General features: G+C 63.1%; 14 protein-coding genes. 2 read left to right on the plus strand and 12 right to left on the minus strand.

Going from position 1 to position 16,480, the window contains the following annotated elements; translation table 11 throughout:
• Positions 1–259 precede the first annotated feature (259 nt).
• From AAHK21_RS09200 to hmpA, 12 genes are all read right to left on the minus strand, one after another.
• Positions 260–643 (minus strand): YkgJ family cysteine cluster protein, encoded by a 384-nt coding sequence (locus AAHK21_RS09200; RefSeq protein ID WP_367857055.1) that lies wholly within the window; start codon positions 641–643, stop codon positions 260–262.
• A gap of 232 nt (positions 644–875) precedes the next feature.
• Positions 876–2,084 (minus strand): alanine transaminase, encoded by a 1,209-nt coding sequence (alaC, locus tag AAHK21_RS09205; protein WP_367857056.1) that lies wholly within the window; start codon positions 2,082–2,084, stop codon positions 876–878.
• A gap of 219 nt (positions 2,085–2,303) precedes the next feature.
• Complete coding sequence (locus AAHK21_RS09210) at positions 2,304–4,064, minus strand: L-tyrosine/L-tryptophan isonitrile synthase family protein (RefSeq protein ID WP_367857057.1); 1,761 nt, start codon at positions 4,062–4,064, stop codon at positions 2,304–2,306.
• 22 nt (positions 4,065–4,086) lie between these two features.
• A complete protein-coding gene (locus AAHK21_RS09215; protein WP_367857058.1) occupies positions 4,087–4,788 on the minus strand; it encodes an HAD family hydrolase in 702 nt (233 codons plus the stop codon).
• Between the two features lie 11 nt (positions 4,789–4,799).
• A complete protein-coding gene (locus tag AAHK21_RS09220; protein WP_102682484.1) occupies positions 4,800–5,792 on the minus strand; it encodes an isocyanide synthase family protein in 993 nt (330 codons plus the stop codon).
• Between the two features lie 187 nt (positions 5,793–5,979).
• A complete protein-coding gene (gene cyoE / locus AAHK21_RS09225) occupies positions 5,980–6,867 on the minus strand; it encodes a heme o synthase (protein WP_023629877.1) in 888 nt (295 codons plus the stop codon).
• 11 nt (positions 6,868–6,878) lie between these two features.
• Positions 6,879–7,211, minus strand: coding sequence for a cytochrome o ubiquinol oxidase subunit IV (cyoD, locus tag AAHK21_RS09230; protein WP_023629876.1), 333 nt, complete (start codon positions 7,209–7,211; stop codon positions 6,879–6,881).
• Complete coding sequence (locus tag AAHK21_RS09235) at positions 7,211–7,834, minus strand: cytochrome o ubiquinol oxidase subunit III (protein WP_023629875.1); 624 nt, start codon at positions 7,832–7,834, stop codon at positions 7,211–7,213. The genes cyoD and AAHK21_RS09235 overlap by 1 nt, the downstream gene beginning before the upstream one ends.
• A 3-nt stretch (positions 7,835–7,837) precedes the next feature.
• On the minus strand, positions 7,838–9,859 hold the full coding sequence (cyoB, locus tag AAHK21_RS09240; RefSeq protein WP_102682485.1) for a cytochrome o ubiquinol oxidase subunit I: 2,022 nt from the start codon (positions 9,857–9,859) through the stop codon (positions 7,838–7,840).
• 3 nt (positions 9,860–9,862) lie between these two features.
• A complete protein-coding gene (gene cyoA / locus AAHK21_RS09245) occupies positions 9,863–10,807 on the minus strand; it encodes a ubiquinol oxidase subunit II (protein WP_038707394.1) in 945 nt (314 codons plus the stop codon).
• A gap of 560 nt (positions 10,808–11,367) precedes the next feature.
• A complete protein-coding gene (locus AAHK21_RS09250) occupies positions 11,368–11,874 on the minus strand; it encodes a disulfide bond formation protein B (protein WP_023629873.1) in 507 nt (168 codons plus the stop codon).
• A gap of 546 nt (positions 11,875–12,420) precedes the next feature.
• A complete protein-coding gene (hmpA, locus tag AAHK21_RS09255) occupies positions 12,421–13,599 on the minus strand; it encodes an NO-inducible flavohemoprotein (protein ID WP_367857059.1) in 1,179 nt (392 codons plus the stop codon).
• Positions 13,600–13,753: 154 nt separating this feature from the next.
• On the opposite strand from hmpA, the gene norR reads away from it, so the two are divergent.
• The gene (gene norR, locus AAHK21_RS09260) at positions 13,754–15,304 is read left to right on the plus strand and encodes a nitric oxide reductase transcriptional regulator NorR (RefSeq protein ID WP_367857060.1); all 1,551 of its coding nucleotides are present in this window, start codon (positions 13,754–13,756) and stop codon (positions 15,302–15,304) included.
• A gap of 110 nt (positions 15,305–15,414) precedes the next feature.
• Positions 15,415–16,314 (plus strand): chemotaxis protein, encoded by a 900-nt coding sequence (locus AAHK21_RS09265; protein ID WP_367857061.1) that lies wholly within the window; start codon positions 15,415–15,417, stop codon positions 16,312–16,314.
• Positions 16,315–16,480: the final 166 nt, after the last annotated feature.

Here is a 16,480-nt window from a genome sequence, read left to right on the forward strand (position 1 = left end):
CCTTGAAAGCGTGCACAGCGGGGTAGGCAGGAGCAGTGACACACGCGACGGCCGAAACGCCTGATCTATGGCTACGAATATCCTTTGAAGGAATGTGTAGCCGCTCAGGGCTGGGCGGTTTGGCGTCGGGGCCGGTCAAATGGTGTTAATACTTTGTCGAGGCGGCACGTGTTTCGCGGGTTTCAGCGATGCATTCATTGGATCCAACCGACGAACGGTAGTGCCTGCTCCGCGAGGAGCAGGCTTGACCCGAGCAGGTTCAGGCGACCTCCGCCCCGTCATCCGGCCAATGCGGCTCGTTGGCGCCCGGCGGCGTCAGCGGTGGCAGGCCATAGGCTGCCCGAGCGTCGTCACAGCTCGGATTGTGCACGCCGTTTTCCCACGACGCTTCGAACTCGCGACAGGGGCTGGAGCGGTTCTCGTAGATGGAGCACGCCACCTGCGTGCCGATCTCGCCGCCGAGGCTGACACAACGGCAGGGCTTGGCGTCGGTGCCGATCATGGCGACGCGGGTCGGGTTGATCTGCACGACCAGGTCGTCGGGCACCAGGCCACCGGCGGACTGGCACTCACCCCAGAAGAAAGACACACGAAAGTAGCCGCAGCAGGCGCCGCAGGTCATGCAAGGATTCTGTTCGGACATGATGGCCAGGGAGGGAGGTTGTTGTTATCGGGGCGGGCGCCCGCGGCGCTATTTGTAATCCAGGCGCGGGCGGCTGAGAAGAGGGGGAATGCAAAAAAAGATCGCCGCTGATCGGCGATCTGAAAGTCGTGATCGATATCGCCTGTATCGGCCCATCGCCGGCAAGCCGGCTCCCACAAGGTCCGGTGCCATCCTGTGGGAGACGGCTTGCCGGCGATGAGGTCGGACCTGTTTACTTGCTGGTCAAACCATCGGCGCGGAACATCTGGCGGATCCCGCGAATGGCCTGGCGGATACGGTCCTGGTTCTCGATCAGGGCAAAACGCACATGATCATCGCCGTAGTCACCAAAGCCGATCCCCGGCGACACGCAAACCTTGGCCTCGGCCAGCAGCTTCTTGGAAAACTCCAGCGATCCCAGATGAGCGTACTGCTCAGGGATCTTCGCCCATACGTACATCGAGGCCTTGGGGTTCTCGACCATCCAGCCCAGCTCGTGCAGGCCCTTCACCAGCAGGTTGCGGCGCTGGCGGTACTGCTCGGCGATATCGCGCACGCACTGCTGGTCGCCTTCCAGGGCGGCGATGGCAGCCACCTGCAGCGGAGTGAAGGTGCCGTAGTCGTGGTAGCTCTTGATCCGCGCCAGGGCGCTGACCAGCTCAGGGTTGCCGACCATGAAGCCGATCCGCCAGCCGGCCATGTTGTAGCTCTTGGACAGGGTGAAGAACTCCACCGCGATGTCCTTGGCCCCCGGCACCTGCATGATCGACGGCGCCTTCCAGCCGTCGTAGACGATGTCGGCGTAGGCCAGGTCGTGCACCACCAGCACATCGTACTGCTTGGCCAGGGCCACCACGCGCTCGAAGAAGTCCAGCTCCACGCACTGCGCGGTGGGGTTGGATGGGAAGCCGAGGATCATCATCTTCGGCTTGGGGATCGATTCGCGGATCGCCCGTTCCAGCTCGTTGAAGAAGTCCACGCCCGGTATCAGCGGTACCGAGCGTACCTGGGCGCCGGCGATCACCGCGCCGTAGATGTGGATCGGATAGCTGGGGTTGGGCACCAGGACCGTGTCGCCGTGGTCGAGGGTGCCGAGCATCAGGTGCGCCAGGCCCTCCTTCGAGCCGATGGCGACAATGGCTTCGCTTTCCGGGTCGATGTCGACTTCGTAGCGTTCCTTGTACCAGTTGGAGATGGCGCGGCGCAGGCGCGGGATGCCACGGGAGGTGGAATAGCCATGGGTGTCTTCGCGCTGGGCAACCTGCACCAGTTTCTCGACGATGTGTGGCGGCGTGGCGCCATCGGGATTGCCCATGCTCAGGTCAATGATGTCCTCGCCACGGCGGCGGGCGGCCATCTTGAGCTCGGCAGTAATGTTGAAGACGTAAGGGGGGAGACGATCGATGCGCGCAAAGCGGCGCGGCGAACCTGGGTTGGCCATGTGTTCCTCGAGAGACGTATGCGCCCGGAACCGTCCGAGCGACGCTGGCCGCTGCGGCGGCCGACAAACAACATAATCCCGCCACAACCACTTCGTAAAGGATAATTTCCTGTTTTATTAGATTTTTTCAGCCACTTCATTTGAAAAAATCGCAATTACAGAATCCCCCTCAACAGGCGGTGCTTGCCGATACACCGGCAAGCACCGCCGTCAAAGGGCTCAGTAGACCTGCACCCGCCACAGTTCGCGCGCGGCCGAGGCCGCGCTCATCGGCAGGCGCCCGTGCAAGGTCTGGTAGTTGTCGATCAGCACCAGGTCACCCGCCTGCCACTCATGGGCAATCAGGCATTCGGGGTCGTAGACCAGTTCGTCGAGCTGGCTGATCAATGCCTGCTGGAAGTCATCGTCGTGCCCCTGCACCTTCTGTTCGAGGGTCTGCAACGACGACTGGCAGCCCTCCTGGTAGCGCAGTACCCGCTCGCCGCTGCGCGGATCGAGGTCGACCAGCGAGTAGCTGCGCGGCGAACCGCCGAAATAGGTCATGCGCGTGTAGTAGGTCAAATCGATGCCCTGCCACTGGCGGGCGGTGCGCAGGCCCACCTTGCGCAAGGCGTTGCGGCTGTCGACGACCGTGGTCTGCCCTTCCCCCGGCTGCGGCGGCGTCTTGCAATACAGCATGAAGGTGTGGGCACAGAACTTGGGATCGCGCTGCACCAGCGGATCGCTGTCGGGCAGCATGTTGAGGTCCCAGTGCAAGGGTGTCTTCTCCAGCGAATGCACCACGCCTTGGGGCTGGTCGGCCGGCTTGACCACATGCACCTCGCCAAAGGACCAACGGTAGATGGTGCCAAAACGCTCGCAGTCGGTGGCGAATGCCTGCTGGTCGGTGAATTCACAGCCTCTGAGGCAGACAAAACCGAAACTGCGCACCAGGGCCTGCAAGGTCTCGGTGGACAGTCGCTGGAAACCCAGCCCCAGCGGGTCGCTGACCAGCAACCCGAACAGGGGGAGCTTCTGCAATGTGAAGTTGAAGCCCTCGAGCGCCTCGCCCGCTGTTTCATGGAACAGCCATGGCTGCCCCTGCCAGGTCACCAGCACATGCCGCGCGGGGTCGATCTGCGCGCGGCCGCGCAGGGTCTGGTGACCGTCAAGCTGGCGCACCGGCACTGCATGCCAGGGGCTGGCTACATGATCGAGCCCCTCGGCCAGGGCCACGGTGAACTTGGGGCCTGCGTTGTCGTACTGGTGCACCGACAGGCGCACGTGCCCGGGGAAAAACCGCTCGACCGCCGCATTCAAGGCCTGGCCGCGCAGCATCATCTGGTAGGCCTTGTAGCTGATCTGGCGCAGGTGCTCGTCTTCGTCCTGCCCGGCCTGGCGGCACAGGCGCAGGTCGTTGTAGAGGTGGCTGCACAACTTGTCGTGGGTACGGCCCAGGGCCTCGTCGTGCTGGCACTGCTCGATCAGTGCCTCGACGTTCTTCCACGGCAGACGGGCCTGCTTGACCAGAGTGGCGCGCAAGGCCTCGGCACTGCTGGCCTGGGGGAACAGGTCTTCCATGCTCACCCAACGGATGCAATGGGTGGTACACAGGGTGCGCAGCGCCTGGTTGTAGGCGCGGCGCACATCGTCCGGCACGCCGACGATATCGTTGAAGGTGGTGCCGTCGCTGAGGATCGCGATCTCGCAGCCAGGGGCGTGGAGCTCGGCGAGCTCCTGGGCGAGGCGGTCGAGGCGCTCGATGGCGATCACCTCGCCATGGTCGGGCAGCACGCCGAAGGTCTTGTCGTGATCATTCGGCGACTTGCACGGGAAACCCGGCAACACCATGCGCAGCGGCTCGCCGCTCTCGAAGCAGCGCGCCAGGTCTTGGGCCAGGTGCGCCCTGCCCGCTTGGTCGAAGCGGTCGTCCTGGGCCTTGAGCAGGTAACCGTCCAGCACCTGGCCGACGGCTTCCATCCAGCTGTCTTTGTCTTGCATGTCGTGTCTTCCTTGAGAACGGCTACAGCGAACCGATTGGCGTTGCGGATTGGCTTGCACAGTGGCGCACTTGCTCCGGGCGCAGGGCCCGGAGCAGCTGCAAGGGTTGCTGGCAATGGAACTGTGGCCGCTGCTCGAGCAACGCTTGCCACTCGCCGTAGCCCCAACCGACGGCGGCGGCGGGCATGCCGGCGGCCTTGGCGGTCAACAGGTCGACGGGGGTATCGCCGACAAACAGGCAGTGGCCTGGGTCGATGCCCAGCCGTTCGGCAGCCTGCAGCGCGATGTCCGGTGCTGGCTTGAGCCGCTCGCCGGGGCGATGACCGAGCACCGCGGCAAATCGCTGCGCGGGCAGCAGCCCTTGCACGACACGCTCGGCGAGGGTGTGGGCCTTGTTGGTGACGACAGCCATGGGCAGCCCTTTGCCGGCAATCCTCTCGATCAGGCCGATACAACCGGGGAACACTCGGGAACGCCGGACCAGGTTGTCGTGATAGCAGCTGCTGTAGTCGTCATGCAGGCGTTGGCGTTGCTCGGCGTCGAGGCTGACGGCGGCCCGTTCGAGCATCGCCGCCACACCGCCGCCGATCATGCCGCGCACCTCATCCGGCTGCAGCGTGCGCAGCCCGTGCAGGGTCAGCACATGATTCAGGCACCAGGCAATATCCGGCAGGGTATCGACCAGGGTGCCGTCGAGGTCGAACAGAACCGCGCGTATGTCCATTGGCGCCACCCTCACTGCGCGCTGGCGTAGTGGCAAGGCCGGCCACGGCGGAATACCAGCCGGCTGTAACGCTCATCGACATTGCTGCGCCGGTCGAGGGTCACCACGCCACGACGCTTGATCGCCACCGAATGCCAGGGGGTGCGCCACAGGTCGCTGGTCGGCACCAGGCGGATGCCGATCTTGCTCGATACCGCCAACTGCGGGTGGATCGACAGGCGCAGGCAATGCGGATAGCGCGCTTGCAGCAACGCACTCCAGGCCTCGCTACGCTGGATCACCCTTTGGGAGGCGGGCTTGGCGGCCTTCTTCACCGCGTTCATGCTCATGCCTTCGAACTCCACCAGCCCGGCGTAGTCCTCGGCGAGGAAACGATGGATGCCGCAGTACATCAGCCGCATGTGCTCCTCGTCCTCGAAGCGCTGCTGCAGGGCGCGCAGCGACTGGCCATGCTCGATCATCAACTCTTCGCGCATGGAGTCCAGGCAGCCCAGCTGCGGATAGGCATCCTTGAGGTCGAACAAGGTGAAACGGCCGGGATAGTGCTGGCCGGCATAGCGCTGGATATCGTCGGTGTAGGCCTGGACATGGGCATCGGGCACCCGCACCAGGTCGGCGAAGACATAGCCGTCCGAGCAGATGTGAATGACTGCACCGGGGGCATGCAATGCGCGGATTTCCTCAGCCAGGCGGTTCAGCTCGTCGATGGCATGGTGCTCTGCCAGGTCCGGGAGCGGGCCGAGGGTCTTCTGGCGATTGGGCGACTTGCCGGGGAAGGCCGGGAGGACCATCTCCACCGGCAGCCCGTGCTCGACGGCCTGCAGCACCTTGGGCAGGTGCGGGGCGAGCACGGCATCATCCAGCGCGTCATCCTGCCCGGGGGCCAGGCTGCGTCGACGAAACAGGCATTCGAGGATGGCCAGCGCGGTAGCGGTGCTGGCAGAGGCATGGCGTTGACGCAGCGAAGCCGCGCACGCCGAAGGAGCGGAGCTCGATTCGGTCATGGAACAGTCCTTGTCATGTGGATCGATCCGAATGGATCGCGGCCTACCCTGGCCTGCAGGTCGTCCTGACCTGCGGCGCATAACATCCGGCAAAGGGCATGGCGCTGTCAACTGCCCTTCGAATGAATTTTCCGAGGCAAAAAAAAACGCCCCGGCAAGCCGGGGCGTCTTGTGCAGCTGGGGTGTTTCAGCGTGCGTAGGTCATCAGCACGTCGGCCGCGGTCTGGCTGTCCACGCCCATCATCACGCTCAGGGCGGTGACGGTGAGGATGGAGAAGCCGAATACCTTGCGCGCCCACTTGCTGTCGTCCTCGGCCTTGTAGCCGCCCCAGGCCATGTACAGCCAGTACAGGCCCATGGCGGCCGCCACGGCGAGGTAACCCAGGCCGGCGTAGCCGCCGAGGGTCAGCATCAGGGTGGCGAGGACGAAGGCCAGCACGTACAGCACGATCTGCTTCTTCGCCGCGAGGATACCGCGCGCCACCGGCAGGACCGGGATGTTGGCGGCGCTGTAGTCCTTGAAGCGGAAGATGGCGATGGCAAAGCTGTGCGGCATCTGCCACAGGCTGAACATCACCAGCAGGGTGAACGCGGCCAGGTCGAAGCTGTTGCTCACCGCGCAGTAGCCGATCACCGGAGGCATGGCACCGGACAGGCTGCCGACCAGGGTGCCGTGCACCGATTTGCGCTTGAGCCACAGGCTGTAGAAGCCGACGTAGACCACGAAGCCAACCAGGGCGCAGAACGCCGACAGCGGGTTGGCCTGGACATACAGCAAGCTGAAGCCCGCCACCCCGAGCAGGGTGGCGTAGATCAGCGCCAGGGGCAGCGACATGCCGCCCTGGACCATGACGCGGTTCTTGGTGCGCTCCATCTTGTGGTCGATGTCACGGTCGATGCAGTTGTTGAACACGCATCCGGACGCGACCACCAGGGACGTACCGATCACCACCGCCAGGAACAGGGCGAAATCCACATGCCCCTTGGCGGCAAGGAAGAAACCGCCTGCCACGGAAAGCACGTTACCGAAAATGATCCCCGGTTTGGTGATTTGGATAAAGTGCTTCACGGACATGCAGTCTTACCTCACTTGGCCAGCATTTCGAAGTGGATGCTGAACATGATCCACAGCGACAGGCCGACCAGCAGTGCAATTACCAGAACGGTGAACAGGAACGTCGACACGTTGGAGCGCTGCTCTTTCGAGCGGTCCATGTGCAGGAAGTACACGAGGTGCACCACCACCTGGATGACGGCCATGGCCACCACGATCAGGACGGTCAGGTTCTTCGGCAGGCTTGGGTACATCACCAGGCCGAACGGGATCGCGGTCAGGATGATCGACAGTACAAAGCCGATCATGTAGGACTTCACGCTACCGTGATTGCCTTCGTGATGAGTGTCGTGTGCGCTAGCCATTACAGAACCCCCAGCAGGTAGACGACGGTGAACACGCAGATCCAGACCACGTCGAGGAAGTGCCAGAACAGGCTCAGGCAGCTCATGCGGGTCTTGGCGGTCGGGGTGATGCCGTGCTTGTTGATCTGGTACATCATGATTGCCATCCAGATCAGACCGGCAGTCACGTGCAGGCCGTGGGTACCGACCAGCGCGAAGAACGCCGACAGGAAGCCACTGCGCTGCGGGCCGTAGCCTTCGGCGATCAGGTGATGGAACTCATAGATTTCCATCGCGATGAAGCCTGCACCGAACAGGAAGGTCACAGCCAACCAGCCCAGTACACCTGCCTTGTTGCCGGCGAACATCTTCAGCATGGCGAAGCCGAAGGTGATCGAGGACAGCAGCAGGAACGCGGTTTCGACCAGCACGAAGTCGAGCTGGAAGATGTCGTGACCCGACGGGCCGCCGGCGAAACCGCCGGACAGCACCGCGTAGGTGGCGAAGAGCGACGCAAACAGGATGCAGTCGGTCATCAGGTACAGCCAGAAACCGAGTACGGTCATCTGGCCCGAGTCGTGGTGGTGGTCATCGTGCGCATGGTCATGACCATGCGCGCCACCGTGGATTACTTGACTGGACATTGATTACACCCGTTCAAACGATTCGACACGTGCGCCGCCGGCAGGCAGTGCACCAGCGTTGGCCAGCGCTTTCATGCGCTCGCCTTCGATGCGCGCCACTTCTTCGGCCGGCACCATGTAGCCCTGGTCGTCACGCGCGGCGTGGCGAACGAAGACAGCGATGGTCGCAACCAGGCTCGCACCCACCAGCCACCAGATGTGCCAGATGAAGGCGAAGCCGAACACGGTCAGCAACAGACCCATGAACAGACCGGTGGAGGTGTTGCTCGGCATGTGGATCGCTTCGTACTTGGCCGGAGCCTTGTAGGCGGCGCCGGCTTGCTTGGCTTCGTGCCAGGCGTCCAGGCCAACGTGCTCAGGCATGTGGGCGAAGTTGTAGAACGGAGGTGGCGACGAAGTCGACCATTCCAGGGTACGGCCGCCCCATGGGTCGCCGGTGACGTCCATGTTGTCCTTGCGATCGCGAACCGAGACGTAGATCTGGATCAGCTGGCAGGCGATACCGAACAGGATCAGCACGGCGCCGACCACGGCTACGTACAGGTAGGGTTCCCACAGCGGGTTGTCGGAGTGGTTCAGACGACGGGTCATGCCCATGAAGCCCAGGGCGTACAGCGGCATGAACGCTACGTAGAAGCCGGAGATCCAGAACCAGAAGGCAGCCTTGCCCCACTTCTCGTTCAGGGTGAAACCGAAGGCTTTCGGGAACCAGAAGGCGAAGCCGGCGATGTAGCCGAATACCGCGCCACCGATGATCACGTTGTGGAAGTGGGCGATCACGAACAGGCTGTTGTGCAGAACGAAGTCGGCACCTGGAACAGCCAGCAGAACGCCGGTCATGCCACCGATGGAGAAGGTGACCATGAAGCCCAGGGTCCACATGATCGGCGCGGTGAAGCGCAGACGGCCCTGGTAGATGGTGAACAGCCAGTTGAACAGCTTCACACCGGTCGGAATGGAGATCAGCATCGTCGCCAGGCCGAAGAAGGTGTTGACGCTGGCGCCGGCACCCATGGTGAAGAAGTGGTGCAGCCAGACCGCGAAGCCGAGGATGGCGATCGCGCCCGATGCGTAGATCATCGAGTGGTGACCGAACAGGCGCTTGCCTGCGAAGGTCGAGGTGACTTCCGAGAACACGCCGAAGGCCGGCAGGATCAGGATGTAGACCTCAGGGTGACCCCACGCCCAGAACAGGTTGACGTACATCATCGGGTTCCCACCAAGCTCGTTGGTGAAGATGTGGAAGTCCAGATAACGGTCAACAGTCAGCAGTGCGAGTGCGGCGGTCAGGATCGGGAAGGAAGCGACGATCAGCACGTTGGCCCAGGTGCAGGTCCAGGTGAAGATCGGCATGTCCATCAGCTTCATGCCAGGTGCGCGCATCTTCATCACGGTGACGAGGAAGTTCACGCCGGTAAGCGTCGTACCCAGACCTGATAGCTGTAGCGCCCAGATGTAGTAGTCGACACCCACCCCAGGGCTGTACTGGATACCCGCGAGCGGCGGATAGGCAACCCAGCCGGTCTTGGCGAATTCACCAACGCCCAGCGAGATGTTGACCAGCAGCACGCCTGCCAGCAGCAGGTAGAAGCTCAGGGAGTTCAGGAACGGGAAGGCAACGTCACGTGCACCGATCTGCAGAGGAACCGCAAGGTTCATCAGGCCGGTGAAGAACGGCATCGCCATGAAGATGATCATGATCACACCGTGGGCGGTGAAGATCTGGTCATAGTGTTCAGGCGGCAGGTAGCCTTCGGAGCCACCGGTGGCGGCGGCCAGCTGGGTACGCATCATGATGGCGTCGGCGAAGCCGCGCAGCAGCATGACCATAGCGACGATGATGTACATCACGCCGATTTTCTTGTGGTCGACCGTGGTCAGCCACTCGGTCCACAAGTAGGTCCACTTGCGGAAATAGGTGATGGCACCAACGACAGCGAGACCACCGAGCGCGATCATGGCAAGCGTCACCATGACTATCGGCTCGTGATACGGTATCGCCTCCAGAGTTAATTTACCGAACATCTCTTACTCCTCTGCACCGGCAGCTGGTTGCATACTCGATTCCACACCCTTGGTAGTGGCCAGGTCTTTGCTGCCTGCTTCTTCGTGGTTCGGACGACCGCGGTTCATGCCTTCGTACTTGTCGACGATGCGCTGGAACTGGTCAGCCTGAGCCTCGCTGTACAGCGCGACTGGGTTGTTTTCGCTTGCTTTGGCCAAGGCGTCATATTCGGCCTGGTCCAGTTTCTTCGGCGAAGCCTTCACCTCGGCGACCCATGCATCGAAGTCGGCCTGGGAGGTGGCAACAGCCTTGAATTTCATACCGGTGAAGCCGGCGCCGCTGTAGTTGGCGGAGATACCGTCGAACTCACCGTTCTCGTTGGCGATCAGGTGCAGTTTGGTGGTCATGCCAGCCATGGCGTAGATCTGGCCACCCAGGCCCGGGATGAAGAAGGAGTTCATCACGGCGTCGGAGGTCACGCGGAAGTTGACCGGGGTGTTAGCCGGGAAGACGATCTTGTTGACCGTGGCAATGCCCTGTTCCGGGTAGATGAACAGCCATTTCCAGTCCAGCGCGACCACGTCGATCTGCACCGGCTTCACATCGGAATCCAGTGGACGGTACGGGTCCAGCTTGTGGGTGGAGTGGTAGGTGAAGTAACCCAGGGCGATGATGATCAGGATCGGGATGATCCACACCGCGGCCTCGATCTTGGTCGAGTGCGACCAGTCGGGGGTGTAGGTGGCGGCCTTGTTGGACGCGCGATACTTCCAGGCGAACGCCAGGGTCATGATGATCACGGGCACGACCACCAGCAGCATCAGGCCGGTGGCGATCAGGATCAGGTTCTTCTGCTCAATGCCGACCTGGCCCTTCGGATCGAGCAGGGTCCAGTTGCACCCACTGAGTAAAAGCATGCCTAAAAAGGGCAATATGCCAAACAGTCTGGGGTAACGCTTTTTACTCATCTCACGACCTCTAGATCAGCTTGCTTCAATGCAATTTGTGTTTTGGTAGCCAACACTTCGTCCTGCCAAGTGCGGCAATTGGCGCCCGTACTCGCCCCTGCCAGGGATCCGACTGCTGGATCTTGGCGTCAAGCGGGTTGGCGGTGCTTATGGTTTCGTAGGCAACAGGCCTGTACTTCAGACCAAGTCCATTTGGTGCGGGAAAACGCGGAGGGGTGTCCGCCCGGTATCGCCGTTGGGCGAAACTTGTCGAAGTCAGCAAATGGAAAGCGCTGCGGCTCCCATCAATCCTGCGACTCGCAAGCAGTGCCGAACGGAAATTGGGGGCGATTGTAGATAGGTCGCCCCACGATGACTATGACTTATTGAGCAACAGTCTTTTACAGAATGCGTAACAATACTGGTCAAAAAATCAACTTCGCGACAGTTTGTCGCACCCCGCGCAGTAGCCCTGAAACCCTTGCCGCGCAAGGGCTGGTGGCTGACCTGGATCAATCATCGGGGGCCATTTGCAGCTTATCTCGCCGCGCAATAGACCCAGGTCAATTCGGGACTTTGGTCTAAGCGCGGCGACGGTTTCGGTAGATGCCCAGGGGCACCAGCACCGCCGTCAGCACGAACGCCACCAGCGCCCATTGCGCGAGGGACAGGCCGAGGATCGGTGGGTAGGGCGTGGAGCAGAACCCATCGACCTGGAACGCCAGCGGCCAGAGCTTGGCCAGCGGCAGGTCGTCGACGATGGGCTGCAAGGTGTCGATACCGCAGCTGACCATGGGGTTGGCGAGTATATACACATGGTTGCCGGCGGCAACGATGCCACCGATGGCGCTGAGCACCACCAGCGCCTCGAAGAAGGTCAGGCTGCGGCGCCCGGGCATGGCGGCGGCGATGAAGGCGAAGATCGCGATGAACAGCAGGGCATAGCGCTGCAGGATGCACAGCGGGCAAGGTGCCTCGCCCAGCACCACCTGCATGTACAGGGCGCCGCCGATCAGCGCCAGGCAGATCACGCCGAGGAGCACCAGAAAGCGCCGTTCCCGATTCAGGCGCGATGAGAGTTCGTTCATTGCCGATTCCTTCGATGGAGAGTGACAGCGCGGGCTGCCCGAGGGGCGCCCAGTCTACACGCTGGAGATGACCTTTGAATGCATCGAGCGGGGGCGTGCGCGGCTATCCACTGATGGCCTAGGACCGAGCGGGTCGGTTTCGGTTCACTGACGCGCGTGAAAAATGCGCCAGCCCAGGTGCCGGGCAGGAGCAGGCCCCTCGACACCTGGGAGTGAAGGATACAGTGATTAAAGGAGGATTAAAGATGAAAGCGGGTGTAACCGCGTTCACCTCTTCCTTATATAGAAGATCGGTTAGGCCCAATCGCTGCGGTTCGGCGCTCTGCCAGGCCGACAGCGTCGAATGTCATCGTCCGCTTCGTTCTCGATTACCCACGGCCGGGAGCATCCGTGTGCTGGCGGCCCGACAGAACGCCGAACCGCAGCGATTGGGATGAATTACTCGTAGCCTGTCCCGGCCCCATCGCCGGCAAGCCGGCTTCCACAGGTATCGCTGAACCCTGTGGGAGCCGGCTTGCCGGCGATGGGGCCAGCCAGGCCTATCGCTTACTCCAGCGCCGCAGCCGGCCCGAAGAACTCATAGCGGCTCTGCCCTTCCGGCACACCCAGACCCTTGAGCTGACGCTTGATCGCCGCCATGAAGCCCTTGGGTCCGAGGAAGTAGGCGTCGATATCACGTTCACGCGGCAGCCATTCGGCCAGCAGGTCCTGGTCCAGCAGGCCCACTGCGTCGGCAGCCTGGCTGCCATCTTCTTCTGCGTAGCAGTAGAAGCGCTTGAGTTGCGGGTGGCGCGCCGCCAGGCCATCGATCCAGTCGCGGAAGGCATGCACCGCGCCGTTGCGCGCGCAATGGATGAAGTGCACCGGGCGTTCGGTCGCGAGGGCCGCCTCAAGCATGGCCAGGGTCGGGGTGATGCCCACACCGCCGCTGATCAGCACCAGCGGCTTGTCGCTGGCGACCAGGGTGAAATCACCGGAAGGCGGGAACAGTTGCAGGGTATCGCCGACCATCAAGCCATCATGCAGGTAGTTGGAGGCCTTGCCGCCCGCCTCGCGCTTGACGCTGATGCGGTACTGCTCACCGTCGCACAGGGCCGACAGCGAATAGTTGCGACGCTGCTCCTGGCCATCGATTTCCAGCTTCAGGCCGATGTACTGGCCCGGCTCGGCCTTGAGCACCGGCTTGCCATCGACCGGAGCGAAGTAGAACGAGACGATCTCGCGGCTTTCCTGCTCGCGGCGCACCAGGCGGAATTCGCGGGTGCCGCGCCAGCCGCCGGCAGCCTCTTCCTTCTCCTTGTACAGGTTCTCCTCGGCGCCAATGAGGATGTCGGCAAGCTGGCCGTAGGCCGCCGCCCAGGCGGCGATCACCTCGGCGGTAGCGATCTCCTTGCCCAGCACTTCCTCGATGGCGCGCAGCAGGCAGCTGCCGACGATCGGGTAGTGTTCAGGGAGAATCTGCAGGGCGACGTGCTTGTTGATGATCTGGCCTACCAGACCGCCCAGCTGCTCGAGCTGGTCGATATGCCGGGCGTACATCAGCACGCCGTTGGCCAAGGCACGCGGCTGGTCGCCGCTGGCCTGGTGGGCCTGGTTGAACAGCGGGCGTACCTCGGGGTACTCGCTGAGCATCATCTTGTAGAAGTGGGTGGTCAGGGCCTCGCCACCACTTTCCAGCAGGGGCACGGTGGCTTTGATGATTGCACGTTGTTCGGCATTGAGCATTACGACAACTCCTGAGCCTGTGGCTTCGAATGGTTGCGTAGACCATTTCAGCAATCGTGCCAACTTTGATCGTCAGTAAAACCGGGGGTTTTCATTGATCGATGTCAAAAGGACACACTCAGGCGTATAGTCATTCCGACCAACAGGAGTCCATATGACTGCAAAGCCCCTGCTCACCGCCCTCCTCCCCCTGGTGAGCGACTTGTCCCGCGACCTCCCCGACCAGGAACGCTACCGCCGGCTGCTGCAGGCCATGCGCGGTCTGCTGCCGTGCGATGCCGCGGCGCTGCTGCGCCTGGACGGCGAATGGCTGGTGCCGCTGGCAGTGGATGGCTTGTCAGCGGACACCCTGGGCCGACGCTTCCGGGTCAGCGAGCACCCGCGCTTCCAGGCCCTGCTCAGCCGCCCCGAGCCCACCCGCTTCCCTAGCGACAGCCCGCTGCCCGACCCTTACGACGGCCTGGTCGACGCCGCCCATGTGGATCTCGAGGTGCACGACTGCATGGGTTGCCCGCTGATGGTCGACGAACGCCCGTGGGGTCTGCTGACCCTCGACGCGCTCACCGCCGGCCAGTTCCAGAGCCTCGAACTCGACGCCCTGCAGGCCTTCGCCAGCCTGGCCGCCGCCACGGTGACCGTGGCCGAGCGCATCGAGCACCTGGCCCTGCGCGCCGAGGATGAACACCAGCGCGCCGAGGTGTATCGCCAGGCCAGCGGCCAGGACCGCGAACTGATCGGCCAGAGCAAGGCGCACAAGCGCCTGGTCGAGGAGATCCGCCTGGTCGGCGGCAGCGACCTGACCGTGCTGATCACCGGCGAGACCGGCGTTGGCAAGGAACTGGTGGCCCAGGCCCTGCACCATGCCAGCCAGCGTGCCGGCAAGCCGATGGTCAGCCTCAACTGCGCCGCCCTGCCCGACACCTTGGTGGAGAGCGAACTGTTCGGTCATGTGCGCGGCGCCTTTACCGGCGCCCATGGTGAACGCCGCGGCAAGTTCGAGCTGGCCAACGGCGGCACATTGTTCCTCGACGAGGTCGGCGAACTGCCGCTGGCGGTGCAGGCCAAGTTGCTGCGGGTGTTGCAGAGCGGGCAGTTGCAACGCCTGGGTTCGGACCGCGACCATCAGGTCGATGTGCGCCTGATCGCCGCGACCAACCGCGACCTGGCCGAAGAGGTGCGCAATGGCAACTTCCGCGCCGACTTCTACCACCGGCTGAGCGTCTACCCGCTGCAAGTTCCGCCCCTGCGCGAGCGAGGCCGCGACGTGCTGTTGCTGGCGGGCTTTTTCCTCGAACAGAACCGCGCGCGCCTGGGGCTGGGGAGCCTGCGGCTGTCCACCGACGCCCAGACTGCCCTGCTGGCGTACGGCTGGCCGGGCAACGTCCGCGAATTGGAACACCTGATCGGTCGCTCGGCGCTCAAGGCATTGGGGCAGCACGGGCGGCGGCCGAAGATCCTCACCCTGGAAGCGGCTGACCTCGATCTGCGCAACGTGACGCCGAGCATACTGGCAGAAACCGAGGCACCGTCGGCTGACGCGCCGCTGCCCGAGGGGGGGCTGCGCGAGGCGGTGGATGATTATCAACGGCAGATCGTCGAAGCGTGCCTGGATCGTCACCAGGACAACTGGGCAGCCGCAGCCCGGGAGCTGGGGCTGGATCGGGCCAACCTGAGCCGGTTGGCCAAGCGCTTGGGGCTGCGCTGATGGGGCGGCGAAGCAGCCTCATACAGAGCGAATAGCAAACTAAGCTAAAGCCTGGCGCCAGAAAGCCGATAACCCGGCATCCTCCCCCTCATCCATAGCGAAGGTTGTCCATGGCCACGCAAAAAGCCCGCGCGGACTCGCTGTCCCTGCTGCTGTTCACCCTGCGCAGCGGCAAGCTGATGGCTATCAACCTGCTCAAGGTCAGCGAGATCATCCCCTGCCCGCCGCTGACCAAGCTGCCGGAGTCCCACCCGCACGTCAAAGGCGTCGCCACCCTGCGCGGCAACTCGCTGTCGGTGATCGACCTCTCCCGCGCCATCGGCGAAATGCCCCTGGCCGACCCCGACGGCGGCTGCCTGATCGTCACCGAGATCAGCCGCTCGCGTCAGGGCCTGCACGTGCAAGCGGTGAGCCGTATCGTCCATTGCCTGAGCACCGACATCAAACCGCCACCCTACGGCTCGGGCAACCGCTCGTTCATTACCGGCGTCACTCGGGTCGACAACACCCTGGTGCAGGTGCTGGATATCGAGAAGGTCATCCACGGCATCGCCCCGCCGCCCCACGAACCGCACCCGGGGGAAGTCAGCGAAGAGGACGCCAGCCTGCTGGCCGCCGCCAACATCCTGGTGGTAGACGACAGCCAGGTCGCGTTGCAGCAGTCGGTGCACACCCTGCGCAACCTTGGCATCGAGTGCCATACCGCGCGCAGCGCCAAGGATGCGATCAATGTGCTGCTTGAGCTGCAAGGCACCGAAAGGGAGATCAACATCATCGTATCGGACATCGAGATGTCCGAGATGGACGGTTTCGCCTTCACCCGTACCCTGCGCGAAACCCCGGACTTCCAGCACTTGTACATCCTGCTGCACACCTCGCTGGACAGCGCGATGAGCGGTGACAAGGCCAAGCTGGCCGGGGCCAATGCCATTCTCACCAAGTTCTCCTCGCCGGAGCTGACCAACTGCCTGGTGACGGCGGCGCGGGCGGTGGTGTTCGAGGAGCGCTGAAAGCCAGAAAGTGAAGAGCCATGCGAGTGTCCTGTCTCGGAAATACGTTCTCTTTTGGCGAGTGGCTTGGGTGTTCGGGCAAGGCGCCGCGACGAGTCATAGCAGGGCTATGGCGAGGAGTGGCAACGCAGGCCGGGCGCCCAAGACGCCGCCAAAAGTGAACAGC

Origin of the sequence: Pseudomonas sp. TE50-2 (assembly GCF_040813665.1) — a bacterium.
GTDB lineage: Bacteria > Pseudomonadota > Gammaproteobacteria > Pseudomonadales > Pseudomonadaceae > Aquipseudomonas > Aquipseudomonas soli.